The 25,567-nt window shown below is 66.7% G+C and carries 29 protein-coding genes; 13 read left to right on the top strand and 16 right to left on the bottom strand.

The genetic code is table 11. From position 1 onward, the window contains the following. Nucleotides 1-22: 22 nt before the first annotated feature. The 3 genes from zupT to ACUZUJ_RS14830 all read right to left on the bottom strand — a co-directional run bounded on the left by zupT (nt 23) and on the right by ACUZUJ_RS14830 (nt 1,694). Nucleotides 23-832, bottom strand: a complete 810-nt coding sequence (zupT, locus tag ACUZUJ_RS14840; protein ID WP_014037815.1) for a zinc transporter ZupT — start codon at nt 830-832, stop codon at nt 23-25. 98 nt (nt 833-930) lie between these two features. After that, nucleotides 931-1,347, bottom strand: coding sequence for an energy transducer TonB (locus ACUZUJ_RS14835; protein WP_014037814.1), 417 nt, complete (start codon nt 1,345-1,347; stop codon nt 931-933). Then, nucleotides 1,344-1,694: a 4a-hydroxytetrahydrobiopterin dehydratase gene (locus tag ACUZUJ_RS14830; RefSeq protein ID WP_100440645.1), complete on the bottom strand. Its 351-nt coding sequence runs from the start codon at nt 1,692-1,694 to the stop codon at nt 1,344-1,346. Before ACUZUJ_RS14830 ends, ACUZUJ_RS14835 begins: the two co-directional genes overlap by 4 nt. A 90-nt stretch (nt 1,695-1,784) precedes the next feature. Between ACUZUJ_RS14830 and ACUZUJ_RS14825 the strand changes: the two genes are divergently transcribed. Continuing rightward, nucleotides 1,785-2,384 (top strand): NfuA family Fe-S biogenesis protein, encoded by a 600-nt coding sequence (locus ACUZUJ_RS14825; protein ID WP_014037813.1) that lies wholly within the window; start codon nt 1,785-1,787, stop codon nt 2,382-2,384. A gap of 10 nt (nt 2,385-2,394) precedes the next feature. After that, on the top strand, nt 2,395-4,155 hold the full coding sequence (locus ACUZUJ_RS14820; RefSeq protein ID WP_458219953.1) for a hypothetical protein: 1,761 nt from the start codon (nt 2,395-2,397) through the stop codon (nt 4,153-4,155). A 132-nt stretch (nt 4,156-4,287) separates the two neighbouring features. Here the strand turns inward: ACUZUJ_RS14820 and ACUZUJ_RS14815 are convergent, their stop codons facing one another. Both ACUZUJ_RS14815 and ACUZUJ_RS14810 read right to left on the bottom strand, forming a co-directional pair. Beyond that, nucleotides 4,288-4,701, bottom strand: a complete 414-nt coding sequence (locus ACUZUJ_RS14815) for a barstar family protein (RefSeq protein ID WP_053495370.1) — start codon at nt 4,699-4,701, stop codon at nt 4,288-4,290. Further along, nucleotides 4,701-5,153, bottom strand: coding sequence for a guanyl-specific ribonuclease (locus ACUZUJ_RS14810; protein ID WP_458219952.1), 453 nt, complete (start codon nt 5,151-5,153; stop codon nt 4,701-4,703). The genes ACUZUJ_RS14815 and ACUZUJ_RS14810 overlap by 1 nt, the downstream gene beginning before the upstream one ends. Nucleotides 5,154-5,372: 219 nt before the next feature. On the opposite strand from ACUZUJ_RS14810, the gene ACUZUJ_RS14805 reads away from it, so the two are divergent. Continuing rightward, on the top strand, nt 5,373-5,984 hold the full coding sequence (locus ACUZUJ_RS14805; protein ID WP_101765797.1) for a superoxide dismutase: 612 nt from the start codon (nt 5,373-5,375) through the stop codon (nt 5,982-5,984). A 103-nt stretch (nt 5,985-6,087) separates the two neighbouring features. On the opposite strand, the gene ACUZUJ_RS14800 is transcribed toward ACUZUJ_RS14805, so the two are convergent. Beyond that, nucleotides 6,088-6,936, bottom strand: coding sequence for an endonuclease/exonuclease/phosphatase family protein (locus ACUZUJ_RS14800; RefSeq protein ID WP_101765796.1), 849 nt, complete (start codon nt 6,934-6,936; stop codon nt 6,088-6,090). Nucleotides 6,937-7,098: 162 nt separating this feature from the next. On the opposite strand from ACUZUJ_RS14800, the gene ACUZUJ_RS14795 reads away from it, so the two are divergent. Then, on the top strand, nt 7,099-8,664 hold the full coding sequence (locus ACUZUJ_RS14795; RefSeq protein ID WP_014037808.1) for a POT-type proton-dependent oligopeptide transporter: 1,566 nt from the start codon (nt 7,099-7,101) through the stop codon (nt 8,662-8,664). A gap of 7 nt (nt 8,665-8,671) precedes the next feature. Then, nucleotides 8,672-9,298 (top strand): rhomboid family intramembrane serine protease, encoded by a 627-nt coding sequence (locus ACUZUJ_RS14790; RefSeq protein WP_014037807.1) that lies wholly within the window; start codon nt 8,672-8,674, stop codon nt 9,296-9,298. Nucleotides 9,299-9,341: 43 nt separating this feature from the next. Here the strand turns inward: ACUZUJ_RS14790 and ACUZUJ_RS14785 are convergent, their stop codons facing one another. Continuing rightward, nucleotides 9,342-9,503 carry a hypothetical protein gene (locus tag ACUZUJ_RS14785; RefSeq protein ID WP_014037806.1) on the bottom strand — a complete coding sequence of 54 codons (162 nt, stop codon included), beginning with the start codon at nt 9,501-9,503 and terminating at the stop codon, nt 9,342-9,344. Nucleotides 9,504-9,712: 209 nt separating this feature from the next. Between ACUZUJ_RS14785 and ACUZUJ_RS14780 the strand changes: the two genes are divergently transcribed. From ACUZUJ_RS14780 to cfa, 3 genes are read left to right on the top strand one after another with little or no spacing between them, the layout of a single operon-like run. Continuing rightward, complete coding sequence (locus tag ACUZUJ_RS14780) at nt 9,713-10,015, top strand: GNAT family N-acetyltransferase (RefSeq protein ID WP_005417588.1); 303 nt, start codon at nt 9,713-9,715, stop codon at nt 10,013-10,015. 37 nt (nt 10,016-10,052) lie between these two features. Next, complete coding sequence (locus ACUZUJ_RS14775) at nt 10,053-10,934, top strand: PdaC/RsiV family protein (RefSeq protein ID WP_049444810.1); 882 nt, start codon at nt 10,053-10,055, stop codon at nt 10,932-10,934. A gap of 19 nt (nt 10,935-10,953) precedes the next feature. After that, a complete protein-coding gene (gene cfa / locus ACUZUJ_RS14770) occupies nt 10,954-12,069 on the top strand; it encodes a cyclopropane fatty acyl phospholipid synthase (protein WP_119006523.1) in 1,116 nt (371 codons plus the stop codon). A gap of 175 nt (nt 12,070-12,244) precedes the next feature. Here the strand turns inward: cfa and ACUZUJ_RS14765 are convergent, their stop codons facing one another. Beyond that, on the bottom strand, nt 12,245-14,413 hold the full coding sequence (locus ACUZUJ_RS14765) for a M3 family metallopeptidase (protein ID WP_119006522.1): 2,169 nt from the start codon (nt 14,411-14,413) through the stop codon (nt 12,245-12,247). Between the two features lie 130 nt (nt 14,414-14,543). Between ACUZUJ_RS14765 and ACUZUJ_RS14760 the strand changes: the two genes are divergently transcribed. Beyond that, complete coding sequence (locus tag ACUZUJ_RS14760) at nt 14,544-15,023, top strand: glutathione peroxidase (protein WP_458219951.1); 480 nt, start codon at nt 14,544-14,546, stop codon at nt 15,021-15,023. Between the two features lie 80 nt (nt 15,024-15,103). Here ACUZUJ_RS14760 and ACUZUJ_RS14755 read toward each other — a convergent pair whose 3' ends face one another. From ACUZUJ_RS14755 to ACUZUJ_RS14740, 4 genes are all read right to left on the bottom strand, one after another. Continuing rightward, a complete protein-coding gene (locus ACUZUJ_RS14755; RefSeq protein WP_049444779.1) occupies nt 15,104-15,883 on the bottom strand; it encodes a ferredoxin--NADP reductase in 780 nt (259 codons plus the stop codon). An 80-nt stretch (nt 15,884-15,963) separates the two neighbouring features. Next, the gene (locus tag ACUZUJ_RS14750) at nt 15,964-17,835 is read right to left on the bottom strand and encodes an ABC transporter ATP-binding protein (RefSeq protein ID WP_101765793.1); all 1,872 of its coding nucleotides are present in this window, start codon (nt 17,833-17,835) and stop codon (nt 15,964-15,966) included. Between the two features lie 237 nt (nt 17,836-18,072). After that, entirely contained in the window at nt 18,073-18,522 is a 450-nt protein-coding gene (locus ACUZUJ_RS14745) for a carboxymuconolactone decarboxylase family protein (RefSeq protein ID WP_014037799.1), read from the bottom strand. 36 nt (nt 18,523-18,558) lie between these two features. Beyond that, nucleotides 18,559-19,455 (bottom strand): RNA polymerase sigma-70 factor, encoded by an 897-nt coding sequence (locus tag ACUZUJ_RS14740; RefSeq protein ID WP_049444775.1) that lies wholly within the window; start codon nt 19,453-19,455, stop codon nt 18,559-18,561. A 147-nt stretch (nt 19,456-19,602) separates the two neighbouring features. Here ACUZUJ_RS14740 and ACUZUJ_RS14735 point away from each other — a divergent pair, with 147 nt between their 5' ends. From ACUZUJ_RS14735 to ACUZUJ_RS14725, 3 genes are all read left to right on the top strand, one after another. Further along, nucleotides 19,603-21,120 (top strand): fumarate hydratase, encoded by a 1,518-nt coding sequence (locus tag ACUZUJ_RS14735; RefSeq protein ID WP_008268808.1) that lies wholly within the window; start codon nt 19,603-19,605, stop codon nt 21,118-21,120. Between the two features lie 122 nt (nt 21,121-21,242). Then, nucleotides 21,243-21,578 (top strand): hypothetical protein, encoded by a 336-nt coding sequence (locus ACUZUJ_RS14730; RefSeq protein ID WP_135966650.1) that lies wholly within the window; start codon nt 21,243-21,245, stop codon nt 21,576-21,578. 57 nt (nt 21,579-21,635) lie between these two features. Continuing rightward, nucleotides 21,636-22,271 (top strand): glutathione S-transferase family protein, encoded by a 636-nt coding sequence (locus tag ACUZUJ_RS14725; RefSeq protein WP_049444771.1) that lies wholly within the window; start codon nt 21,636-21,638, stop codon nt 22,269-22,271. A 73-nt stretch (nt 22,272-22,344) separates the two neighbouring features. Here ACUZUJ_RS14725 and arsC read toward each other — a convergent pair whose 3' ends face one another. From arsC to ACUZUJ_RS14710, 3 genes are all read right to left on the bottom strand, one after another. Continuing rightward, nucleotides 22,345-22,686, bottom strand: coding sequence for an arsenate reductase (glutaredoxin) (arsC, locus tag ACUZUJ_RS14720; RefSeq protein WP_049444769.1), 342 nt, complete (start codon nt 22,684-22,686; stop codon nt 22,345-22,347). Next, nucleotides 22,686-23,840 carry a phospholipase A gene (locus ACUZUJ_RS14715; protein ID WP_014037794.1) on the bottom strand — a complete coding sequence of 385 codons (1,155 nt, stop codon included), beginning with the start codon at nt 23,838-23,840 and terminating at the stop codon, nt 22,686-22,688. Before ACUZUJ_RS14715 ends, arsC begins: the two co-directional genes overlap by 1 nt. 118 nt (nt 23,841-23,958) lie before the next feature. Beyond that, nucleotides 23,959-24,444, bottom strand: coding sequence for a DUF456 domain-containing protein (locus ACUZUJ_RS14710; RefSeq protein ID WP_014037793.1), 486 nt, complete (start codon nt 24,442-24,444; stop codon nt 23,959-23,961). A gap of 235 nt (nt 24,445-24,679) precedes the next feature. On the opposite strand from ACUZUJ_RS14710, the gene ACUZUJ_RS14705 reads away from it, so the two are divergent. After that, entirely contained in the window at nt 24,680-24,889 is a 210-nt protein-coding gene (locus tag ACUZUJ_RS14705) for a cold-shock protein (RefSeq protein ID WP_014037792.1), read from the top strand. Nucleotides 24,890-24,961: 72 nt separating this feature from the next. Here ACUZUJ_RS14705 and ACUZUJ_RS14700 read toward each other — a convergent pair whose 3' ends face one another. After that, complete coding sequence (locus tag ACUZUJ_RS14700; protein WP_005410289.1) at nt 24,962-25,456, bottom strand: glycine zipper 2TM domain-containing protein; 495 nt, start codon at nt 25,454-25,456, stop codon at nt 24,962-24,964. Between the last annotated feature and the right edge of the window lie 111 nt (nt 25,457-25,567).

The following is a 25,567-nucleotide window of genomic DNA, read 5'->3' as shown; positions in this document are numbered from 1 at the left end:
TGGATGCGCCCCTCTGGGCCCCTCACCACTTGAACAGCACCAGGCTGATCGCCAGCGTGCCCATGCCTGCGACCAGTCCATAAACCGTCTCGTGGCCCTTCGCATAGCGCTTGGCCGCCGGCAGCAGCTCGTCCAGCGCCAGGAACACCATCACGCCAGCGATCAGCCCGAACACCCAGCCGAACGTGGCGTGCGACAGCGATCCGGACAGCAGCCAGTAGCCCAGCGCCGCGCCTACCGGTTCGGCCAGGCCCGACAGCAGACTGGCGCTGAACGCGTAGAACTTGTTCTGGGTGGCGAAGTACACCGGCACCGCAATGGCGATGCCCTCGGGGATGTTGTGGATGGCGATGGCGAAGGCCAGCGGCATGCCCACCGACGGGCTCTCCAGCGTCGCGAAGAAGGTTGCCAGCCCTTCCGGGAAATTGTGCGCGGTGATTGCGATCGAGGTCAGCAGGGCGACGCGCTTCAGGTACTCGCGGCTGTTCTCGCGGAATGCCGGGTCCTGCTTGTCCAGGCTGTCATGCGGGTTGGGAATGAAGTGGTCGATCAGCACGATCACGATCACGCCCAGCAGGAAGGCCAGGGTGCCGTAGGTGAAGCCGGTGCGCTCGCCATAGGCCAGGGCGAACGACGCAATGGACTTGTTGAGGATCTCCGACAGCGACACATACACCATCGCGCCGCCGGCGAAGGCCAGGCCAAAGGCCAGCAGGCGCGGATTGGGCCGGCGCGAGAACAGCACCAGCAGGCTGCCGATCGCGGTGGCGAGGCCGGCCGCAAGGGTGACCGCCAGCGCGATCCAGATGTTTTCGGGGGGAATCTGCAGCATCTACCGACGCAGTCCTGGTCAACAGACAACCGCCCCGGGCAGTGCCGGGGCGGCGAGGGCGAGGCGGGCGTCGGCTGGCCTCGTCGGGGTGCGCGCGATCAGCCGCCGCGGCGCAGGCGTTCTTCGATGGCGAAGCACTGGTCCGGCTTCGGCTGTGGCGGGTTGAAGCTGACCGGTACCTGGATGGTGGCCGGCACCGGCTGGCCGTTGCGGGTGGCGGCATTGAACTGCCAGCCCTGCACGGCGGTCTTGGCCAGCTCGTCCAGCTGCGGGTTGCCGGCGCCGGTGAGCAGGGCGACCTCGCTCGGCTTGCCGTCGGTGCCGATGGTCACCTTGAAGGTGCTGGTGCCACCCACGCCCATGCAGGCCAGTTCCAGCGGATACTGCGGCGGCGGCGTCTTCACCGCGGCCACTTCGGTCGGCGGCGGCGGTGGCGGTGCCGGCGGTTCGGACGTGCCGCAGCCGGCCAGGCCGGTCGCAGCGATCAGGGACAGGCTCAGCAAGCGTACGTTCATGGCAGTTGCTCCGTCAGGGCCGAAGTCTTTGCCGCGCAGATGAAGTCGTTCTCGCTCAGGCCGCCCACGTCGTGGGTGGAGAAGCGCACGACCGCGCGGTCGTAGTGCACGCCCAGGTCCGGATGGTGGTCCTCGCGGTGGGCAATCCAGGCCAGCGCGTTCACGAAGGCCATGGTGGCGTAGTAATCCTTGAAGCGGAAGGTGCGCAACAGGGCCTGGCCACCCTCGCTCAGCTCCCAGCCGGGAATCTGCGGCAGCAGTTCGGCCAGGCGGGCTTCGCCGAGCTTGTGGTCGCTGCCTTTGCGTGGCACGCAACGGGCCTGGGCCAGTGGAATCAGGTCGGCCATGGGAATCTCCACCTCGTGTTGACTGAACAATGCGCCGGACGGTGTATAAACCGAATGAGCGGCTGACGCTTACTTGGCTAGAATAGCCTGATGATCCAGATCTCCGACACTGCCCAGACCCATTTCCGCAAGTTGATCGAACGCGAGGGCGTGCCCGGCATGGGCGTGCGCCTGAGCGCGGTCGACCCCGGTACGCCGCGCGCCGATGCCCGGCTGGAATTCGCCGAACCGACCGACCTGCTCGGTGACGAGTGGGCGGTGGACTGCGATGGTTTCACCCTCTATGTGGACGCCGGCAGCGTTGGCTGGCTCGATGGCGCCGAGATCGACATCGTCGCCGGCACCGCCGGTGCCCAGCAGCTGACCATCAAGGCGCCGCGCATCAAGGGTGAAGCGCCCGGTGACGCCGCCTCGCTGGTCGAACGCGTGCACTGGGTGGTGGAGAACGAAGTCAATCCGCAGCTGGCCTCGCATGGCGGCAAGGTGGCCGTGCAGGAAGTCTCGTCCGACGGCGTGGTGCTGCTGCGCTTCGGTGGTGGCTGCCAGGGCTGCGGCATGGCTGACGTGACGCTCAAGCAGGGCATCGAAAAGACCCTGATGGGCCGCGTGCCGGGCGTGACCGCCGTGCGCGACGCGACCGACCACGACAGCGGCCACGCGCCGTACATTCCGCGCGGCAACGTCGCCTGATCGCTGACGCGTGCCTCTGACCCGGGCCGAGCAACTCATTGACCTGCTGCTGGCGCGCCAGCAGCCCCGCGCCGTCCTCGAGAAGACCACGCGCCTGCCCTATGGCTGGGCGCTGTGGCTGCGCTCGCTGGGGCCGCTGCCGCGGCCGTTCCATGCCCGCGACGTGATCGCAGTTTTCCTGCCGCGCCCGCTGCCGGGCCCGCCCGGCCAGTCGCCGCGGCTGTCGCCGTGGCAGGCGCTGCGCCGTTTGTTCTGGCAGGACTGGGACGCTGCGCCGCGCGACCAGCGCTGGATGCGCTGGACCTCGGCACTGGTCAGTGCACTGCTGCACCTGCTGTTCTTCATGCTGCTGCTGTGGGTGGCGGTGATCCGTACCACCGCGCCGGACGAAGAGGGCGCCGAGGGCGAGCGCGTGCAGGTGGAGTTCGTCGGCCGCGCCACCCAGGAAGGCGGTGGCGATCAACCGGGCGCCGAAGCGGCTGCGGCTGCGGCGGCGGGTCGGGTTGCGACGGGCCAGGAAGCGGGCGCTGCCACGGCCCCTGCACCACGTCCGGTTGCTGCCGAAGCCGCCGCCTCATCCCCGGCATCCGCGCCGACCGTCAGCGTTCCACCACCGCCGGCCGAAGCGGAGCCGGCGCCGGTTGCCGCGCCGCCGCCTTCGCCTGTCCAGGCCACCGAAGTGGCGCAGGCCAGCACCGATTTCGTGGTGCCGCCGGTCAGCGTGCCACGTACCGAAGTGAGCGTCGTGCCGCGTGACAGCACACCCGTTGTGCGCGAGCGCAGCGTGCAGCCGGTGCAGGCGCCGCCGACGCCAAGCCAGGTGCGCACCCCGGAACTGGCCGTGCGCACGCCGCAGGTGCGTGACATCCAGGTGCGCGAACGCGAAGTCAGTACGGTCGATGCGCCGGTCGCACCACAACCGTTGCGCAGCGCGGAAATGCAGGTGCGCGTGCCGCAGCAGGACGTGCAGGTGCGCGAACGTGAAGTGCAGGCCGTGGCCGATCCGCAGGTGCGGATGGCGGCGGTGGCCGGACGTGAGCCCGCCGTACGCGCGCCCACCGGCCGCGACGTGCAGGTGCGCGAACGGGAGGTGGCCTCGGCACCGGTGGCAGCACCGGCATCTTCCAGTGGCAGTGCCACGGCGGCCCCTGCAACTACGGCCCAGGGCAGCGCGGCGCAGGCGAGCAGCAGCACGCGTCCGTCAGCATCCAGCAGCACACCCGCAAACGCGGGAGCGCGCCCGGCACCCGATCCAGGCAACTGGGCGACACCTGCCAAGGGCGATGACTGGGGGTCTTCCAGCCGCAACCGTGACGGTGCCAGCAGTGGCGCCCGCCAGGCCAGCACTGCCGGCAAGGGCAGCGGCCTGTTCAATGCCGATGGCAGCGTGCGCGTGCCGGGCCAGGACGGCGGTGGCCACGCCGAGCGCGGTGCGCCCGGTGGGGCCAATGACGGCTGGAGCAAGGAGCGCATCGCGCAGTCCGGCACCTGGCTGAAGCGCCCGCCGTACGACTACACACCGACCTCGTTCGACAAATACTGGGTGCCGCAGGAATCGCTGCTGGCCGAATGGGTGCGCAAGGGCGTCAAGGCGATGGAGATTCCATTGCCGGGCACCAACACGAGGATCTCCTGCGTCATTTCAATCCTGCAGGCTGGTGGCGGCTGTGGTCTGACCAACCCCAACATGCAGGACCAGCCGGCCGTGGCACGCCCGCCGCCGGACATCCCGTTCAAGAAAGAGCTGCAGGAAGACAACGGGAGCCGCTAGGACGGCGCATCCACGCATGGCGTGGATCTACTGTGCATCCAGCTGCGCCGGGTAGATCCACGCCATGCGTGGATGATCCATGCGGGGACACGCCCATGCCGACCTGGGTCGGCCTCTACCAGGGCGTTGCCCTTACGCGCTCTGCGACAGGAACACCCAGAACGGTACGTCGCGGCCGACCCAGTCGCGGCTGGTCTCGTCCATCACGTCCAGCAGGGTGTCGAAGTCCTTCTGCGCACCGGCGCGCAGCGCGTCCACGTCGGCCAGGAAAAGCGCGTAGCCATTGGCCGGCAGCCATTGCAGGTCGCGCAGGTTGTCCGACAGCGCATCCCAGTTGCCGCCGAAGCCGGCCGGGAAATCCAGCTGTGCGGCCAGCCGGGCGAGCAGGGTGCGCTTGTCCGCGACGCCCTCCAGATCGATGCGGATCACCTTCAGGCCGGCATCGCGCATCGCCGCGGCCAGTGCGCCGATGTCGTCGCTGTCGATCGCGTAGACGCCGGCATTGTTGATGTCGTGCAGGCCGAGGCCGAAATCATCGTGGCTCATCACTGCGCTCCCTGGGCCGGTACGGTGAAGCTGCGGAATGACGCGTAGTGGTCGTCGGTGTAGTACCACGCTTCCGGCGGATCGCCGCCGGTGACGATGCGGCGCGTGCCACGGGTACGCGCGCCGGGGGTGTCGACGGTGTATTCGCGGTAGTAGCCGCGCGCGCGCTGCGGCAGTTGCTGCTCGCGGTTGCCGAAGGTGCTGCCGTCCTGGCGGTGCGGGAACGGACCGCCATGCTGGATCAGGGCGATGGTCGCGCGCGCTTCGGCGGGCAGGAACGCGGGAAGTCCGCTGTCCTTGCCGGGCGAGGCGGTGGCCGGCGCGCGTGCGGCGGGCGTGCCCTGCAGGTCGGGCGCGAACTGCGGCGCCGGCGGCCGCTGCAGGAAATGGTTGGCGACCAGGCCGAGCAGCAGCAGGGCGATGGCGGTGATCAGCAGCCGGGGGTTGCGCATGGGCAGGGGCGGGCGAGGGTGGTGCACGCACTGTAGCGCCTGTGCGCTGCACGGTGCATGAGGAGAGCGCTGCGTCACTGCTGCGTAACAATTGCCGTCGTGCTCACTGGCAGGACGCAATTTCCTTTACATCCCCCTTGGTAATCTGGCGGTCTGTCCCCATCATTCACCGCGCACCGCCCGACACCGTCGGGTGCCCTCGCAATCAGGAGATGCATCATGGCCTACACCCTGCCCAAGCTGTCCTACGCCTACGACGCGCTGGAACCGCATATCGATGCGGCGACGATGGAAATCCATCACACCAAGCATCACCAGACCTACATCAACAACGTCAACGCGGCGCTGGAAGGCACCGAGTACGCTGACCTGCCGGTCGAAGAGCTGGTGAAGAAGCTCAAGTCGCTGCCGGAGAACCTGCAGGGCCCGGTGCGCAACAACGGTGGTGGCCATGCCAACCACTCGCTGTTCTGGACCGTGATGGCCCCGAATGCCGGCGGCAACCCGGTGGGCGGCGTGGCCAAGGCCATCGACAAGGACCTGGGCGGCTTCGACAAGTTCAAGGATGCCTTCACCAAGGCAGCGCTGACCCGTTTCGGCAGCGGCTGGGCGTGGCTGAGCGTGACCCCGGACAAGAAGGTCGTGGTCGAGAGCACCGGCAACCAGGACAGCCCGCTGATGGAAGGCAACACCCCCATCCTCGGCCTGGACGTGTGGGAACACGCGTACTACCTGAAGTACCAGAACCGCCGCCCGGAATACATCGGCGCGTTCTTCAACGTCATCGACTGGAACGAAGTCGAGCGCCGTTACCAGGAAGCGATCGCCTGATCGCGGTAGCGGGATGAACTGAAGAGGCCGGGGGAGACCCCGGCCTTTTTTGTTTGCCAGCGTCTGGACGCCGGGCAGGACCTGGTGGGTGCCGAAGGCGGGGCTATTCGGCCGTCGCCGTGATGCCCTGCAGGCGAAGGGTGGCCAACACGCCCAGGCGCAGGCCGGGCAGGTCGCCGTCGGCCGGCAGCAGGATCGGCTGCTGGCGGATGCCGCCGAAGTGCTTGACCTGGAACAGCACATCCAGGCCGTGGCCGCTGCTGCCACCCCCACTGGCGGCCGGCGCTTCGGCGCGGCCGCCGGGATTGCGCCGGGCCGGCTGGAAACCCGGCGTGCTGCGCACCAGTTCCACCGTGTTGGCCGAGAAATCGCCGGCAATCAGGCTGGGCATGCCTTCGGCGGTGGCGCCGATCCAGGTCATCAGGTCGCTGGTCTGGTGCTGGCGGGCGGTGGCCTCGTCCGGGTCCGGACGCAGCCGCGCCACATAGATGTTGACCAGCGCCTCGCCCAGCTTCAGCCGCATCATGCCGGCCGCGCTGAAGGTGCCGGGAGGATGCAGCAGGGTCACGCCGTCCTCGCTGACCGGCAGCCGGGTCAGCATGGCGTTGCCATGCCGCAGCGGCTGGCTGGGCGGATCGGCGGTAACGAAGTCGCAGCTGTAGCGCAGCCGGCTGGCCAGCCAGCAGGCCGGGTTGCGGCCCTGCTGCTGCAGCACCTGCTGCACCGAGATCACGTCCGGTTGCAGCTCGGTCAGCAGCTGTGCGACCTGCTCGCGGCGCTGCTTCCATTGCGCGTCATCGCGGCTGGGCAGTTCCAGCGCGGCCACGGTCAGTTGCCGGGGCTCGCTCTCGCTGGCGGCGGCGGTCGGCGCCTGCGGGCGGGCCTGTGCCTGCAACGCCAGCAGCAGCAAGAGACAGCTGAGCAGGAGGCGGGCGTGGGCGAGGGGGCGCATAACGATAAGTTTACGCTTTTGTCGTGCAGGTGCCGTGACTTCCGGCACGGCCGGGATGGCCTGCCACGGATTGGCACCGTTGTCATGCAGCCCTGCAGCGTGCTTCGCAAGCCCCGGTTCCGGTAACCTTGCGCCTTTCGCTTTGCAGGAATGCCTTACAGGATGAGCCACGACGCAGTCGCCCCCATCGCCGGCCAAGGAAAGATGCCGCGCCAGATTCCGTACATCATCGGCAATGAGGCCTGCGAACGGTTCAGTTTCTACGGGATGCGCAACATCCTGGTGCAGTTCCTGATCACCTCGCTGCTGCTGCAGGAAATCACTGCAGAAGGCCGTGCCGGTGAAGCCAAGGACATCATGCACAGCTTCATGATCGGCGTGTATTTCTTCCCGCTGCTCGGTGGCTGGCTGGCCGACAGGTTCTTCGGCAAATACCACACCATCCTCTGGTTCAGCCTGGTCTACTGCGCCGGCCACCTGTGCCTGGCGCTGTTCGAGAACAGCCGCGAGGGCTTCTTCCTCGGCCTGGGCCTGATCGCGCTCGGCGCCGGTGGCATCAAGCCGCTGGTGGCCTCGTTCATGGGCGACCAGTTCGACCAGAGCAACAAGCACCTGGCCAAGATCGTCTTCGACGCCTTCTACTGGATCATCAATTTCGGCTCGCTGTTCGCCTCGCTGCTGATTCCGCTGGTGCTGAAGAACTGGGGCCCGCAGTGGGCGTTCGGCATCCCGGGTATCCTGATGTTCATCGCTACCTTCGTGTTCTGGCTGGGCCGCAAGCGCTACGTGCTGGTGCCGCTGCCGCCGAAGGATCCGCACTCGTTCGCCAACGTGGTGCGCACCGCGCTGACCGCGCGCGTGGCCGGCCAGGGCCGTCCGGGCCTGGTGATCGCCGTGCTTGGCCTGGTGCTGGCGGTGGCCTCGTTCGGCCTGGTCGGTTCGCTGGGCATCGTGATCTGCCTGTGCCTGGCGCTGGTGGCCATCCTTGCCGGCATCGGTGGTGGCACCTGGCTGCAGCTGGACCGCGCCCGTGGCCAGCATCCGGCCGAAGCCGTGGAAGGCGTGCGCTCGGTACTGCGCGTGCTGGTGATCTTCGCGCTGACCACGCCGTTCTTCTCGCTGTTCGACCAGAAGGCCTCGACCTGGGTCCTGCAGGGCCAGCAGATGCAGATGCCGAGCTGGTTCACCGCCTCGCAGATGCAGGCGCTGAACCCGCTGCTGGTGATGATCCTGATTCCGTTCAACAACCTGGTGCTGTACCCGGCCCTGCGCCGCTTCGGCTTCGAGCCGACCGCGCTGCGCCGCATGACCGCCGGCATCGCCTTCAGTGGCCTGGCCTGGATCGTGGTGGGTGGCATCCAGGTGGTGATGGACGGCGGCAACGCCATGTCGATCTTCTGGCAGATGCTGCCGTACGCGCTGCTGACCTTCGGTGAGGTGCTGGTCTCGGCCACCGGCCTGGAGTTCGCCTACAGCCAGGCGCCGCAGGCGATGAAGGGCGTGGTGATGAGCTTCTGGAACCTGACCACCACCATCGGCAACCTGTGGGTGCTGCTGTCCAATGCGGCGGTGCGCAACGACACGGTGACCCACCAGATCGCCGGCACGGGCCTGAGCGAGGCGGCGTTCCTGATGTTCTTCTTCGCCGGCTTCGCCTTCGTCGCGGCGTTGGCCTTCGGTTGGTACGCGAAACGCTATCGTATGGTCGACAACTACCGTAGCGCCTGAGCCTGACATGACCCCCGTCAATCTGCTGTTGATCGCCATCACCGCCATCCTGTCGTGGATGGCGTTCAACAACCGCAAGCTGGCCGACCGCCTGATCCTGTGGCCGCCGGCCATCGACCGTCACCGCCAGTACGACCGGCTGGTGACCTATGGCTTCATCCATGCCGACTGGTCGCACCTGATCTTCAACATGATCACCCTGTTCTTCTTCGGGGGATTCATCGAGAGCGTGATGGTGCAGCTGACCGGCAGCTACCTGACCTACCCGGCGTTCTATATCGGCGCGCTGCTGGTCTCGATCCTGCCCAGCTACCTGAAGAACCAGAAGAACCCGAACTACCTCAGCCTCGGGGCGTCCGGGGCGGTGTCGGCGGTGCTGTTCGCCTTCATCCTGATCAAGCCGTGGTCGATCATCCTGGTGTTCTTCATTCCGGCACCGGCGATCATCTATGCCGCGTTCTACGTCGGCTACAGCATCTGGATGGACAAGCGCGGCGGCGACCGCATCAACCACAGCGCGCACCTGGCAGGCGCGGCGTTTGGCGTGATCTTCATGCTGGCCATGCAGCCGAGCATCTTCAACCACTTCCTGCGCGAGCTCTCCAACCCGACCTTCCGCCTCGGCGGCGGTTGATGCAGGTAGCGGGGCGGATCGGGTCCGATCCGCCCCGGCCGGGTCAGGCCGCGGTCTGCTGGCCGTAGGTATCCAGCAGGCGGGCGAACACTTCCTCGCCGATGCGCTGGAAATCCTGATCCTCGGTCTGCCCTTCCACCGCCAGTTGCAGCAGGCCCTCCAGCAGGGCGCGGTCGGTATCGGAATGGGAATTGCTGGCGTGCATGGGGGCCTCCACGGTGGTGCGCATGGTCAACGGTCGCAAGGGTCGTGCCAGCCTGGCCGTACCCCTCCATAGGCGATAGCGGCCGGCCCGCCTCCAGCTTGAGGGGCGAAAACTGACGTGAATGGACTGGACTTGCCCCTGTTCAGGCTTCACGCGATCATGGCGCCCGGCTGCGCACCATCCACGCAGTCGCTGCAGGAGACAGTTCCATGGCTTCGGTCACGCCCCCCGGTCTGGCCTACGAGGTCGAACACGACCTGGCCAACCACCGCTTCACCGCCCGTGTGCGAGGACAGCTGGCGGTGCTGGACTACCAGATCAAGCGCAAGCGCATGGTCATCACCCACACCGAGGTACCCGAGCCGATCGCGGGCCGTGGCATCGCCGGTGAGCTGACCCGTGTGGCGCTGCGTTTCGCCCGCGAGCAGAAGTACAAGGTGGTGCCGGCATGTTCCTACGCCGAGGCCTTCCTGCAGCGGCACGAGGAGTACCACGACCTGCTCGTTGGCTGAATGCCAGCGGGCCACGCTTCAGCCATGGCAGGCGATGATGTACAAACATGAACAGGGGATCCCGATGAAGATTGGAAACAACCGGCCACTGCACGGCAGCGTGCTGGCCGGCGTGGTGGGCGTGCTGTTGCTGGCCGGTTGCCAGCGTGAAAGCGAGCCGGCACCGGCGACCGACGCGGCGCCCGCCGCCGAAGCCACCGCCGCAGGCGAAACGCCGGCCACGGAAGCGCCGCTGGACCTGCGCGACGTGATCGAGAACAACGAGCGCGAGGTGGTGGGCATCAGCTACCCGGCCGGTATCGACCGTTATCCGGGCCTGGCCCGCGCGCTGCAGAGCTATGCGACGAGTGCGCGCAGCGACCTGCAGCAGGCGCTGGACGGGCTGGGCAACGACAAGCCGACCATGCCGTACGAGCTGTCGCTGAGCTTCGAGAAGCTGCTGGAAACCCCGCAGCTGGTGGTGATCAGTGCCGATGGCAGCCGCTACACCGGTGGCGCCCACGGCGAGCCGCTGGTGGCCCGCTTCGTGTGGCTGCCGCAGCACCAGCAGATGCTCAGCGCCGAAAAGCTGGTGGCTGATGCCAAGGGCTGGAAGGCGATCAGCGATTTCGTCGCCGACCAGCTGCGCGAACGCGTGGCCACGCGCCTCAGCGGCGAGGACATGGATCCGGCCCAGCTGCAGGAATCGCTGCGCAACGCATCGCGCATGATCGCCGACGGCACCGGCCCGCAGGCCGACAATTTCAGCCAGTTCCAGCCGCTGACCGACGACAAGGGGCAGATCACCGCGCTGCGCTTTGTTTTCCCGCCGTACCAGGTGGGTCCATACTCGGACGGCACCCAGACCGCCGATGTACCGGCGGCGGTGCTGTTGCCGCACGTGGCCAGGGACTACGTGGAGCTGTTCGCACGCGGTTGACCGCAGTCGAGGAGGTGGCGTGGATACAGGGTTGCAGGAGCGGGTCGCCGGCCTGCTCCACGAAGCCGGGGTCCGCATCGGCGGCACCCAGCCACAGGACATCCAGGTGCATGACCCGCGCTTTTTCGCGCGGGTCATGGGCCACGGCTCGCTCGGCCTGGGCGAGAGCTACATGGAAGGTTGGTGGGATGCCAACGTCCTGGATGAATTCCTCGTCCACCTGATGCAGGCGCATCTGGATGAGCGGGTGCACGGCTGGCGCGAAGTGGCGGACGCGCTGAAGGCGCGCCTGTTCAACCTGCAGGTGGGGCAGGGCAGCTACGAAGTCGGTCGTCGCCATTACGACCTGGGCAATGATCTCTACCAGGCCATGCTCGGCCAGCGCCTGGTCTACAGCTGCGGCTATTGGCGCAACGCTGATGACCTTGATGCAGCGCAGGAGGCCAAGCTCGACCTGGTCTGCCGCAAGCTGGGCCTGCGCCCGGGCCAGCGCGTGCTGGACATCGGCTGTGGTTGGGGCGAAGCCCTGAAGTTCGCCGCCGAGCGCTACGGTGTCAGTGGCGTCGGCGTGACGATTTCGCAGGAGCAGGCCGAGTTCGCCCGCGAACTGTGTGCGGGCCTGCCGATCGAGATCCGCCTGCAGGACTACCGCGAGCTGGACGAACCGTTCGATGCGATCTTCTCGATCGGCATGTTCGAGCACGTCGGTGACAAGAACTACAGCAGTTTCTTCGAGGTGGCCAAGCGCTGCCTGTCACCGCGCGGCCTGCTGCTGTTGCACAGCATCGGCACCAACATCTCCCGGCATCGCACCGATCCGTGGATTGCGCGCTACATCTTCCCCAACTCGATGCTGCCATCGGCGGTGCAGATCACCAGGGCGTTCGAAGGCCGTTTCGTGCTGGAGGACTGGCACAACTTCGGCACCGACTACGACCTGACCCTGCAGGCGTGGCGACGCAACGTGGAAGCGGCGTGGCCGCAGCTGGATGCGCACTACGACGAGCACTTCCGGCGCATGTGGCGTTTCTACCTGGCCGGGTCGATGGCCACCTTCCGCTGCCGGCACGCGCAGCTGTGGCAGCTGGTGCTGTCGCCGGAGGGCGTGCCCGGTGGGTACGTGGCACCGCGTTGACAGACAGTAGATCCACGCCATGCGTGGATGGACGATACCGGGGTTCATGGCCCGGAAGGATCGTGCCGACCAACGGTCGGCACCCACCCGTAGATCCACGCCGTGCGTGGATGATCAACAAAAAAAACCGCCCGGTCTCCCGGGCGGTTTTCGTTTCAGGCCACTGCGCTGGCGATCAGTTGCCGGCGCCGGTCAGGCCACGCTTTTCCAGCAGCGGTTCGATCTGCGGCTCGTGGCCGGCGAAATCGCGGAACAGCTGCATCGCGTCGACGCTGCCGCCCTTGGACAGCAGGGTGGCGCGGAAGTGGTCGCCGTTCTTGCGGCTCAGGCCGCCGTTGTCCTTGAACCACTTCTGGGTGTTGGCGTCGAGCACTTCCGACCAGATGTAGGCGTAGTAGCCGGCCGAGTAGCCGCCCATGATGTGGCTGAAGTACGGAGTCTTGTAGCGCGGCGGAACCGGCGCATAGTAGATGCCGTCCTTCTCCAGCGCGGCGCGCTCGAAGGCCATCACGTCCTTGGCCGCCGGCACCTGGTCCGGGCCGATCTGGTGCCAGTTCTGGTCCAGCATCGCCGCACCCAGGTATTCGGTGGTGGCAAAGCCCTGGTTGAACTTCGATGCGGCAATCACCTTGTCCAGCAGCGCCTGCGGCATCGCCGAGCCGTTCTGGTAGTGCTTGGCGTAGTTCTTCAGGATGACCGGGTTGTCCGACCACATTTCGTTGACCTGCGACGGGAACTCGACGAAGTCACGCGGCACCGAGGTGCCCGAGAAGTACGGGTACTTCACGTTGGAGAACATGCCGTGCAGGGCGTGGCCGAACTCGTGGAAGGTGGTGTTCACCTCATCCCAGGTCAGCAGGGTCGGCTGGCCGGCCGGCGGCTTCGGGATGTTCAGGTGGTTGGCGACCACCGGCTTGAAGCCGGTCAGCTTGGACTGCGAGACGTAGGAGTTCATCCACGCACCGCCACGCTTGGAGGCGCGCGCATACGGATCGAAGATGAAGATCGCCAGCTGGCTGCCATCGGCGTCGAACACGTCGTAGACGGTGACGTCATCGTGGTAGACCGGCAGGTCGGTGCGCTGCTTGAAGGTCAGGCCGAATTCCTGGCCGGCAGCGTAGAACACGCCGTTTTCCAGCACGTTCTTCAGTTCGAAGTACGGCTTCAGCTGCGACTCGTCGAAGTTGTACTTGGCCTGGCGCACCTTCTCGCTGTAGAAGGCCCAGTCCCACGGTTCCAGCTGGAAGGTCGGCTTGCGCGCGGCCTTCTGCTCCTTGTCGATCATCGCCTGCAGGTCGGCGGCTTCGCGCTTGGCATTGGCCACCGCGGCCGGGGCCAGCTTGCCCAGCATCGCGTTGACCGCTTCCGGGGTCTTGGCGGTCTGGTTGGTCAGGTTGTAGGCGGCGAAGTTCGGGAAGCCCATCAGCTTGGCCTTGTCGGCACGCAGCTGCATGATGCGCGAGACCAGCGCGGTGTTGTCGAACTCACCGCCGCGGCTGCCGCGGGTGGTCGAGGCTTCGTAGATCTTCTGGCGCAGGGCGCGGTTGGCCAGGTTGGTCAGCGGCGGCTGGCCGGTGGTGTTGAGCAGGGTGATCACGTACTTGCCTTCCAGGCCACGGGCCTTGGCGGCTTCGGCGGCGGCGGCGATCTGCTCCTTGGACAGGCCGGCCAGCTCCTTGACGTCGTCGACGGTGATCGCCGAAGCGTTCACTTCCGACTGCACGTTCTGGCTGAACTTGGTGCCCAGGTTGGCCAGCTCGGCGTTCATCGCCTTCAGCTTGGCCTTGTCGGCCTCGGACAGCTTGGCGCCGGCGCGCACGTAGTTGTCGTAGTACTTCTCGACCAGGCGCACGCCTTCGGCGTCCAGGCCCAGCTGGCTGCGGGTGTCGTACAGCGCCTGGATGCGGGCGAACAGTTTGCCGTTCAGCGCGATCGCATCGCTGTGCGCGGCGAACTTCGCCGAGTAGTCGGCCTGCAGCTTCTTGCGGGTGTCGTTGGTATCGGCGCCGACCAGGCTGAAGAACACGGTGGTCGCACGGTCGAGGATGTCACCGCTCTTTTCCAGGGCGATGATGGTGTTGTCGAAGGTCGGCTTGGCCTTGTTGTTGGCGATCGCCTCCACTTCCTTCAGCTGCTGCGCCATGCCGGCGTCGAAGGCCGGGGCGAAGTCGCTGTCCTTGATCTTGTCGAACTGCGGGAAGTGCAGCGGCAGCGGGCTTTCGGCGAAGAACGGGTTGGCCTGCTGGGCATTGGTGCTGGCAGCCGGGGTGGCGGCGCCGGCCGAGAAGGCGGGCAGGGCAAGGCCGAGGGACATGGCCACGGCAAGGGCAAGTCGAGTGGTCAAGGTAGAAGCTCCGGTAAGGCAAACAAGGGCCCGAGGGTAACCCGGCCGGCGGCGCCTGCACTTGTGTCAAAAGGCATGTTGCCGGGGCCGGGCGCGGGTACCATGCAGTCACCGCCCACGGCCCGCCATCATGACAACCGCCTACGATTTCAGCTTCCGTGACCTCGACGGCCAGCCGCAGGCGCTGGCCCGGTACCAGGGCCATCCGATGCTGCTGGTGAACGTCGCCAGCCGTTGTGGCTTCACCCCTCAATACACCGGGCTGGAGCAGCTGTGGCAGGAGTACCGCGAACGCGGCCTGGTGGTGATCGGCTTCCCGTGCAACCAGTTCGGCGCGCAGGAGCCGGGTGATGCCGCGCAGATCCGCCAGTTCTGTTCGCTGGACTATCCGGTCAGCTTCCCGCTGTCGGAAAAGATCGAGGTCAACGGCGACGGTGCCGACCCGCTGTGGGCGTGGCTCGCGCGCGAGAAGCGTGGCCTGCTCGGCAGTGCCCGCATCAAGTGGAATTTCAGCAAGTTCCTGGTCGACCGCGAGGGGCGGGTGGTGTCGCGGCATGCGCCCACCACCAGGCCGGAGCAGCTGCGCGGCGAGATTGAAGCGCTGCTGTGAAGGGTGGTAGTGCCGGCCGCTGGCCGGTAATCCCGTAGCGCACGGAGAGCCGGCCAGCGGCCGGCACTACCGTTGCAGCCTTATTTCTCGACGAACGCGCGCTCGAACACGTAATGGCCCGGCTGGCCGATGCGCGGCGAAACCTGGAAACCGCGAGCATCGAGCACAGCGCGCAGGTCGGCCAGCATCTGCGGGCTGCCACAGATCATCGCGCGGTCGTTTTCCGGGCTCAGCTCCGGCAGGCCGAGCGTGCGCTGCATCTCGCCGCTTTCCATCAGCTGGGTCAGGCGGCCCTGGTTGGCGAACGGCTCGCGGGTGACGGCCGGGTAGTACAGCAGCTTGTCGCCGATCATCTCGCCCAGGAACTCGTGCTCACGCAGTTCCTTCTCGAAGTAATCGCGGTAGGCCAGGTCCTTTTCGTAGCGCACGCCGTGGCACAGGATCACCTTCTCGAAGCGCTCGTAGGTTTCCGGGTCCTTGATGACCGACAGCCACGGCGCCATGCCGGTGCCGGTGCCCAGCAGGTACAGGTTCTTGCCCGGGTGCAGGTCGCTGATCAGCAGGGTGCCGGTGGGCTTCTTGCCGACCAGCACCTTGTCACCCGGCTTGATGTGCTGCAGGCGCGAGGTCAGCGGGCCGTCCTGCACCTTGATGCTGAAGAACTCCAGGTGCTCTTCCCAGTTGGCGCTGGCGATGGAGTACGCGCGCAGCAGCGGCCGCGCCTCGGTTTCCAGGCCGATCATCACGAACTGGCCGTTCTCGAAGCGGAAACCGCTGTCGCGGGTGAGGGTGAAGCTGAAGTAGGCATCGGTCCAGTGACGGACCTCAAGCACCGTTTCGGCGCCAAAAGCGGAGGACATGGGCGTATCTATCGGAAGTCGTCGGGGGTGATTCTATCTCAAATGAGACAGGTTCTCATTAGGCGGAACGAGAGGCGTTCTCAGCGGTAACCGGCCGCCTGCAGCTCGAACAGCTCGGCGTAGCGGCCGCCCTGGGCCATCAGCTGCTCATGGGTGCCGCTGGCCTCGATCCGGCCATCGGCCAGCACCAGGATGCGATCGGCCATGCGGACCGAGGAGAAACGGTGGGAAATCAGCACTGCGGTGCGATTATCCGCCAGCTCCCTGAACCGCTGGAACACCTCGAACTCACTGCGCGCATCCAGCGCTGCCGTTGGCTCATCCAGGATCATCACCTGCGCATTGCGCATCCATGCGCGGGCGATGGCGATCTTCTGCCACTGGCCACCGGACAGGTCCACGCCCTGCTTGAAGCGGCGGCCGATCAGCTGGTCGTAACCGCCGGGCAGGTCGTCGATCACTTCCTCGGCCATGCCGCGCCGTGCGGCGTCGGCGATGCGCGCCTGATCGGCCATCGCCTCGACCTGGCCGACGCCGATGTTCTCGCCGGCACTGAGGTTGTAGCGCACGAAGTCCTGGAAGATCACCCCGAGGTTGGCGCGCAGGTCGTCCAGGTCGTAATCGCGCAGGTCGCGGCCATCGAGCAGGATGCGGCCCTCGTCCGGTTCGTACAGCCGCGCCAGCAGCTTCACCAGCGTGGTCTTGCCGGCGCCGTTCTCGCCGACCAGGGCCAGTACTTCGCCGGCCCGCAGCTGGAAATCGAGGTGGCGCACGGCCCATTGCTCGGCATCCGGGTAGCGGAAGCCGACGTTCTCGAACACGAAGCCCTGGCGGATCGGCTGCGGCACGCGCACGGCGCCTTCGCGCGAGTGGATTTCCGGCTGGATCTGGAAGAACGAGAACAGGTCATCCAGGTACAGGGCCTGGCTGGCCACCTGCGAGAACCCGATCAACAGGCCTTCCAGCAGCTGGCGCAGGCGCAGGAAGCTGCCGGCGAGGAAGGTCAGGTCGCCGATCGAGAAGTCGCCGCGCACGGTGCGCCACGCGATGTAGGCATAGGCGGTGTAGTAGCCCAGCGTGCCCAGTGCGGCCAGCAGCGTGCCCCAGAACGCGCGGCGCCGGGCGAGGGCGCGGTTGGCCTGGAACAGCGCCACCGACAGCCGCCGGTAGCGCTCCACCAGGAAGCGGTGCAGGTTGTAGATCTTCACTTCCTTGGCCGTTTCCACACTGGCACCGAGCTGGCGCAGGTAGTCGAGCTGGCGGCGCTCGGGCGTCCACTGGAAGTTGAGGCTGTAGCCGGCCGCGTTGAAGTGCGATTCGCCGATGAAGGCCGGCACCAGTGCCAGCGCCAGCAGCAGGATCAGCCACGGCGCGTAGACCAGCAGGCCGACTGCGAGGCTGGCCACGGTGATCGCGTCCTGCACCTGGCCGAACAGCTGGCTCATCAGGTTCATCCGGCCCATGGTCTGGCGTCGCGCACGGTCCAGCTTGTCCTGCAGGTCCGGGTCTTCGAAGTCCTCCAGATCCAGCGTTGCGGCGTGTTCCATCAGCCGGATGCTGGTGACGTTGGCGAACAGTTCCGAGAGCAGGGCATCGGCGTAGCTGACCAGCCGGCCGAGCAGATCCGAGGCGATGGCCAGGCCGAATTCCAGCGCCAGCAGGCCCAGCAGTGGATTCAGCACACCACTCGACAGTGCCTCGCCCAGCGGCGGGAAGCCGGCATCGTGCTGGCTCAGGTGCAGGGCGCTGTCGATGATCAGCTTGCCGACGTAGAGCATCGCCACCGGCAGCAGGGCGCGGATCAGGCGCAGCCCCAGGCTGGCCAGGGTGAGCGCGGGGCTGGTCTGCCAGACCATGCGCAGGAACGGCGGCAGGTTGCGCATCGCCCTGAAGCGCTGGCGCAGGCTGGGTTTCTTCGCGGCGGCAGCGCCAGCGGTGGGGGAAGCAGGCATGCGCGTATTGTGCGCGCCCGACGCGTGCAAAGGGGGTCAGTGCAGCCGTGTGGCCGCGCCGGGGTCAGATCCCTTTGTGGCGCAAAGGGTGCTGACCCCATCAGCCCGGATTGGGTCAGAGCCCTTCGCGTGGCGAAGGGATCCGACCCTGCCGCATCCACGCATGGCGTGGATCTACCGTGTCGACCAAGATCGACACCTACCAACCGTTGCAGGAACCCGCCCGGCCAGCCCCCGTTACGGCAGCGGCGGCAGCAGGCCCGCGCCCAACCGGTTCCAGGCATTGATCACCGCAATGCCCATGCTCAGGTCACTGATGCCCTTCTCATCGAAGTGCGGTGCCAGTGCGTCGAACGCTGCCTGCGACGGCGCACCGTCGGTCAGCCGGGTCAGCGCCTCGGCCCAGCCCAGCGCCGCGCGTTCGCGCGCATCGAAGAAGCGGCTTTCGTGCCACGCGGGCAGGGTGTCCAGCTTGCGCGGCTCGATGCCGCCCTTGCGCAGCGCGGTGCCATGCATGTCCATGCAGTAGCCGCAGCCGTTGAGCTGCGACACGCGCAGGAACAGCAGTTCCATCAGGGTCGGATCAATCGAGCTTTCATGCACCGCCTTGCTGGTGGCCAGCAGGCCCTTGAAGGCCTCGGCGGCCAGGCGGGTATAGGGAACGCGGGGAGAGGCGTGGTCGGACATTTTCGGCTCCACGGCGGCCACGATGGCCACCTTTCACTACCAGGACGCCGCACCGTCATCGCGCGTGACAACACCCGGCAGCTTTTCCGGATTCAAAACGCTGTACACGTTGGCGATGCGGCCATCGACCACCTCGATGGTGGTGACCGAGTGCAGGCGATCGCCCTGGAAACGCAGGATCGCCGGTTCGCCATTGACGTAGCCCAATTGCGCCGGATGCACCGCGCCGCGGCGGGCGATGGCCCAGAACAGGCGGCCAATGCGTTCGGCGCCGAGCAGGGGCCGCACCGCCGCAGTGACCACGCCACCGCCGTCGGAAACCAGTACCGCGTTGGCGTGCAGCAGGGCCTGGATCGCTTCACTGTCGCCGCGCTGCGAGGCGTCCATGAAGCGTGCGAGCAGCTGCCGGTGCTGGCTGGCGTCGGCGTTGAAGCGCGGCCGCCCGGCCTGCAGGCGCTGCCGCGCGCGGTGCACCAGCTGCCGGCAGTTGGCCTCGCTGTGGCCGAGCAGGTCGGCGATCTCGCGGTAATCGTGATCAAAGGCCTCCTTCAGCAGGAACGCGGCGCGTTCCTCAGGGCCGAGCTGTTCGAGCAGGGTCAGGAAGGCCACCGAGACATCGTCGGCCAGCGCATGCAGCTGCGCCGGACCGGGTGCCGGGTCGGGCTCCAGGGTGACCGCCAGCGGTTCGGCCAGCCATGGGCCGACGTAGTGCACGCGCTCGCGCTTGGCCGCGCGCAGCCGGTCCAGGCCGAGCCGGGTGGTGGTGGTGACCAGCCAGGCTTCGGGGTCGCGGACGGCCGCCGGGTCGGCGCCGGACCAGCGCAGCCAGGCATCCTGGACCACGTCTTCGGCGTCGGCGCGGCTGCCGAGCAGGCGGTAGGCCAGGGCCATCAGGCGCGGGCGGTGGGTCTGGAAAGCGGTTTCGGCGTTCATGTGGGCAAGGACGCCGCAGTGGCGCATGGCGTGACAGAGGGCGTGTGCGGATATTGCCGGCCAGCGGCCGGCACTACCACCCTGGGGCCGGGGGAGGGGGTAAAATAGGCGGATTACCCCCGCCAGCCTCCAGCAAGCGAGCAAGTCGTGACATCGATCAAGCAGGAAGACCTCATCCAGTCCATCGCCGACGCGCTGCAGTACATCTCGTACTACCACCCGGTCGATTACATCAAGAACCTTGCCGCCGCCTACGAGCGCGAGGAGTCGCCGGCCGCGAAGGAAGCGATGGCGCAGATCCTGATCAATTCGCGCATGTGCGCCGAAGGCCACCGTCCGATCTGCCAGGACACCGGCATCGTCACCGTGTTCCTGGAAATCGGCATGGACGTGCGCTGGGACGACGCCACCATGGGCGTGGAAGACATGGCCAATGAAGGCGTGCGCCGCGCCTACATGCACCCGGACAACAAGCTGCGCGCCTCGGTGCTGGCTGATCCGGCCGGCAAGCGCATCAACACCAAGGACAACACCCCGGGCGTGGTCAACGTCAAGGTGGTGCCGGGCAACACGGTCGATGTGATCGTCGCCGCCAAGGGTGGTGGTTCGGAAGCCAAGACCAAGTTCGCGATGCTCAACCCGTCCGACTCCATCGTCGACTGGGTGCTGAAGACCGTGCCGACCATGGGCGCCGGCTGGTGCCCGCCGGGCATGCTCGGCATCGGCATCGGTGGCACCGCCGAGAAGGCGATGCTGCTGGCCAAGGAAGCGCTGATGGAGCCGATCGACATCACCGAGCTGCAGGCTCGCGGTGCGTCCAACCGCATCGAAGAGCTGCGCCTGGAGCTGTACGAGAAGGTCAATGCGCTCGGCATCGGTGCGCAGGGCCTGGGCGGCCTGACCACCGTACTCGACATCAAGATCAACGATTACCCGACCCATGCGGCCAACCTGCCGGTGGCGATGATCCCGAACTGCGCGGCCACCCGCCATGCGCACTTCACCCTGGATGGCAGCGGCCCGGTGATGCTGGACCCGCCGTCGCTGGAAGACTGGCCGAAGCTGACCTACGACGCATCCAAGGGCACCCGCGTGGACCTGGATACGATCACCCCCGAAGACGTGGCCAGCTGGAAGCCGGGCCAGACCCTGCTGCTCAACGGCAAGCTGCTGACCGGCCGCGACGCCGCGCACAAGCGCATGGTCGACATGCTCAACAAGGGCGAGCAGCTGCCGGTCGACCTGAAGGGCCGCTTCATCTACTACGTCGGCCCGGTTGATCCGGTGCGCGACGAAGTGGTGGGCCCGGCCGGCCCGACCACGGCGACCCGCATGGACAAGTTCACCCGCCAGGTGCTGGAGCAGACCGGCCTGCTGGGCATGGTCGGCAAGGCCGAGCGCGGCCCGGCGGCGATCGAAGCGATCCGTGACAACAAGTCGGCCTACCTGATGGCGGTTGGCGGTTCGGCCTACCTGGTGTCCAAGGCGATCAAGGCGGCCAAGGTGGTCGGCTTTGCCGACCTGGGCATGGAGGCAATCTACGAGTTCACCGTGCAGGACATGCCGGTGACCGTGGCGGTCGACTCCACCGGCGAATCGGTGCACAAGACCGGCCCGCGCGAATGGCAGGCCCGCATCGGCAAGATCCCGGTGGTGGTGGAGTAAGTCCTCCCGCTCCGTCCCAGACAACGGCGCCTGTGTGGCGCCGTTGTTGTGTGCGGGCCGGATCAACGATCCTGCAATCGTCCGCCTGCTAGTCTCGGCGCGACCTCACACAGGATGTGTCCATGACCCTGCTTCGATCCATCATGGTTGGCGTCGTGCTGGCGCTGGCCGGCTGCAGCACCCCGGCATCGTACGAAGGTGCGGATTTTTCCGCGTCCTCGCAGTGCCGAATGCAGTGCCAGGCAGGCTACCGCAGTTGCATGGCACAGGGCAGTACCGGCAACAGTGCCTTCAGCTGCGAGCAGCAGGTGGTGCCGGCACCAGACAAGCGCTGCAAGGATGTTGCCAACCCCGAGCTGCGCCGCGCCTGCGAGCTGAAGGCGCATGACTGCACAATGCGCGCGCCGATGATGTCCTGTGGCGAACGCCGCGATACCTGCATGAGCAGCTGCGGCTGAGCAACGGCGCTCGCACGGGCGCATAATCGGCCGGTCCACCTGCACAGGATCCGCCGCATGAGCACCACGCTGTATGGTTCGACAAGCACCGCCGCCCTGGTGGTGCACTGGCTGCTGATCGAGCTCGGCATCGAGCATGAGTTGGTGCTGCTGGATTTCGACGCGCGCGAGCACAAGTCGGCGGAGTACCTGGCACTGAATCCCGCCGGCGTGGTGCCGACGCTGCTGATCGACGGCCTAGTAATGACCGAAGCGGCGGCGATCGCACTGTACCTGGCCGACCGCCATCCGGACGCCCACCTGCTGCCCGCGCTGGGCACGCCGCAGCGCGCCGATGCCTACCGCTGGATGTTCTGGTGTGCCAATACGTTGCAGCCGGCCTATCGCGCCTGGTTCTATCCGAACGAGGTGGCGGGCGAGGCAAACGTGGAGGCCAGTCGCGAGATGGCGCGGCAGCGCCTGGAAGCGGCCTGGCAGCATGTGGCCACGCACCTGCTGGCGCATGGGCCCTATCTGCTGGGCGCAACGCCCTGCGTGGTCGACTACATGCTGGTGATGCTGATGCGCTGGTCGCGCAACATGCCCAGGCCCAGTGACACCTGGCCGCCACTCAAGGCGCATGCCACGGCGATGAAGGCGCGCCCGGCGTTCGCAGAGGTGTACCGCCGCGAAGGCATCACCGACTGGCGGTAACCGAAAAAGGGGACGGAGGGAATTAAGTCGTTTGTGCACAAGCGACGTAATTCCCTCCGTCCCCTTTTTGGGGTTACAGGATCTCCAGCACCGTTTCCGGTGGGCGGCACAGCCGCGTGCCCTTGGGGGTGCGCACCACCGGACGGTTGATCAAGTGCGGGTATTCGGCCATCGCGGCTAGCAGCGTGGCCTCGTCGGCATCTTCCAGCCCGAGTTCGGCGAACTGCGCTTCCTTGCTGCGCACCAGATCGCGCGCGTTCAGCGCCGACTCGGCCAGCACCTGGCGCAGCGTGGCCGCGTCGGGTGGGTTGCCCAGGTACTCGATGACCACCGGATCGAAGCCCGCATCGCGGATCAGCTTCAGTGCGCCGCGCGAGTTGCTGCAGGCCGGGTTGTGCCAGATCGTCACGTCCATCAGAACCACTCCAGCAGCGACACGCCCACGCCCACATAGGTGGCCTTGTGGTTGTAGTCGATCATGCTCTCGCCATAGCCGTCGAAGATCTGCACATGGCCACGCAGCAGGTTGCTGATCGGGAAGCCGTAGTCCAGCTGCAGTGCACCGTGGGAGCGGCTGCCGGTGCGCAGCGAATGGCGCGCCATCAGCGCGACCTCATGCCCGTTGCGGTTCCAGATCAGGGTCGCGTCACCGCGGCCCATGTAGTCCTCGATGTCCGGATTGTTGTCTTCGCTGCGGCTTTCCGGGATGCGGTACCACGGGCGGAGGACCAGCGCCCAGTTCTCGCGATCCAGGCCGATGTTGAGCATGACCCGGTTCCAGCTGCGCGAGAGCGGATCGGCCCGTCCGTTGGACTGGTGGTTGAGGCTGATGCCGGTCATGCGCCCGCGCCAGCCACCGATCGAGTAGCCGTTGCGGAACACCATCATCACTTCCGGTTCGTAATTGGTTTCGCGGAACGGGCGCGAATCCTCGCTGTTGTAGGCCTGCCAGCGCGAACTCTGGGTGTAGCCGGCCCAGATATCACCGTTGTCGCCGAACAGGTTCTCGGCGATCTTGGTCTTGAAGCTGATCTGGAACTTCAGTTCGGCACTGTCGAGCACCTGCGGGGTCGTTACGCTGTTGGCCGGGTTCGGCGAGTGCGGCATGGTGTTGCGGTCGCTGGTCCAGAACGCGGGCAGCAGGTACACCGGCTTGTAGGCGCGCAGCTGGAACGGGCCCAGCTTGGAGTCCTCGGCCAGCTCCCAGCGGCTGTCCAGCAGCGAACCGCGGCCGGCGTTGGCCAGCGCGCTGTCCGGTGCCGCCGGGCGGAACAGGTCGCTGACCCGTTCGCGCAGTTTCTCTTCGCCCTGGCTCACACGTGCGGTCTGGCGCTCTTCGCGGCGGGCCTGCGCGGCTGCCTCGGCAGCGGCGTCGGCAGCGGCGGTGGCCTGCGGGGTGTGCGCGAACAGGCGGTCATAGCAGGCCAGGCGCGCCGCGTCGGTGGTGATCGCCGCGCAGGCGGCCGGCGAGGTGTCGGTGCTGGGCACGAACTCCTGCGCGGCCAGCGGTGCACTGGCCAGGGCAAGCGCCAGCGGCGCCAGACGGGGAAGCAGCGTGGGGAGGGTCATTGCAGCAGGCCCTTCGGTGGATACGGGAATCGCACAGTGTGGCGGCTGCAACGGATCGCGGCCAGCCCCACGGTTTATGCACGGCCCCGGCGTGCGCGTGGCGTGAAGGCCAGGTGGCTCAGAAGAACCAGGCGAACGCGAACAGGCCCAGCATCGCGATCACCACCGCCAGTTTCAGTGCCAGGCCGAGCAGGATGCCGAGCCAGGTGGCCAGGCCGACCTTGGTCGAGCGGCCGAGTTCGCGGGTGTGCCAGTACTCGCCGAGCAGGGCGCCGATCAGGGGGCCGGCAAACAGGCCGATGGGCATGAAGAACAGGCCGACGATGCTGCCGACGAAGGTGCCCCACAGGGCCTTGCGGCTGGCGCCGACGCGCTGTGCCCCAACCACGGTGGCCAGCACGTCCACCAGCAGTGAAAGCAGGGTCAGTACGCCCAGCGCGACCAGCGTGGGCCAGCCGACATGGGCGAAGCCGTCGGCCCAGGCCGCCAGCAGCAGTCCGATGAATACCAGCGGGATGCCCGGAAGGGCTGGCAGGACGATGCCGGCGATGCCGATCAGGACAAAAATGACCGCTAGCAGATATAAGATGAATGAGAGTCCCATGCTGTCCCGTATGGTGTCCGTTTTGGGGTTGACAGTGAAAGATTTTGCCAGTTGATTTTTCGTTTTGGGCGGGTTAAGTTGCAGTCGCTGAGCTTGGCAAGGTCACCGTGGATCGTGGCCTGATGAAGCAAGATCTTTCCGATCCGCTGCATCGATGCACCTCGCTTCCCCCTTGCTTGTCAGCCGCCCACCGGGCGTTTCCAACAACAAGAGAGAGTCAAAGGGAGTTAGTGAGATGGCTGAGCGCGAGACCGGTACCGTAAAGTGGTTCAATGATGCGAAGGGCTTCGGCTTCATCAGCCGGCAGAATGGCGAGGACGTGTTCGTGCACTTCCGCGCCATCGAGACCCAGGGCTTCAAGAGCCTCAAGGAAGGCCAGTCGGTGACCTTTGAAGTCGTGCAGGGCCAGAAGGGCCTGCAGGCTGACAAGGTGCAGCCGGTGTAATACCCGCCGCCCGTCGGCATGAAAAAGGCCCGCGCAAGCGGGCCTTTTTCTTTGCCGTTGGCCCGGTGCAGGTCAGCGCAGGATGACCTTGCCATTGACCACGCGCACGTAGGTGTTCTCGCGGATGCCGCCGAGATCGCGCTGGTTGACCACGATGGTACGGCCATCATCCATGCGCACGCTGATGTCATAGGTATCGCTGGTGACGTTCTTCTGGATCTGGTTGCCGGCCAGGGCGCCACCGACCGCGCCTGCAGCGGCGGCGATGTTCTTGTTGCCACGGCTGCCACCGGTGTGGTCGGAGATTTCATGGCCGGCCACGGCGCCGACGATGCCGCCGAGGATCGCACCGGTCGCGCTGGGCGCGGTGCGGCCCGAGGGCACGGTGTTGATGCGGGTGACGATGCCGCAGTCGGCGCAGCGGCCCTGGTTGTAACCGCCATTGTTGCCGTAGCCGCCGTTGTTGTAGCCGTTGTTGTAACCACCGCCGCCGTAACCGGGCGAGGTGGCACAGCCGGCCAGGGCGAGGGTTGCGATGGCACTGGCAGCGATGAGCTGGATCTTCATGAGGCGTCTCCTGGCCGTGAAGGCGGGTGCGTTGGGTGGTACTGCGTCATGCAGCAGGGTGGACGAATCCTCTCCTTTCGAACGTGAACAACGCGCCAACCGTGCGTGCCC

Source organism: Stenotrophomonas sp. S4 (genome assembly GCF_054187805.2).
The sequence above is the reverse complement of the archived record's forward strand: the minus strand, read 5'-3'. Positions and strand labels throughout refer to the sequence as shown.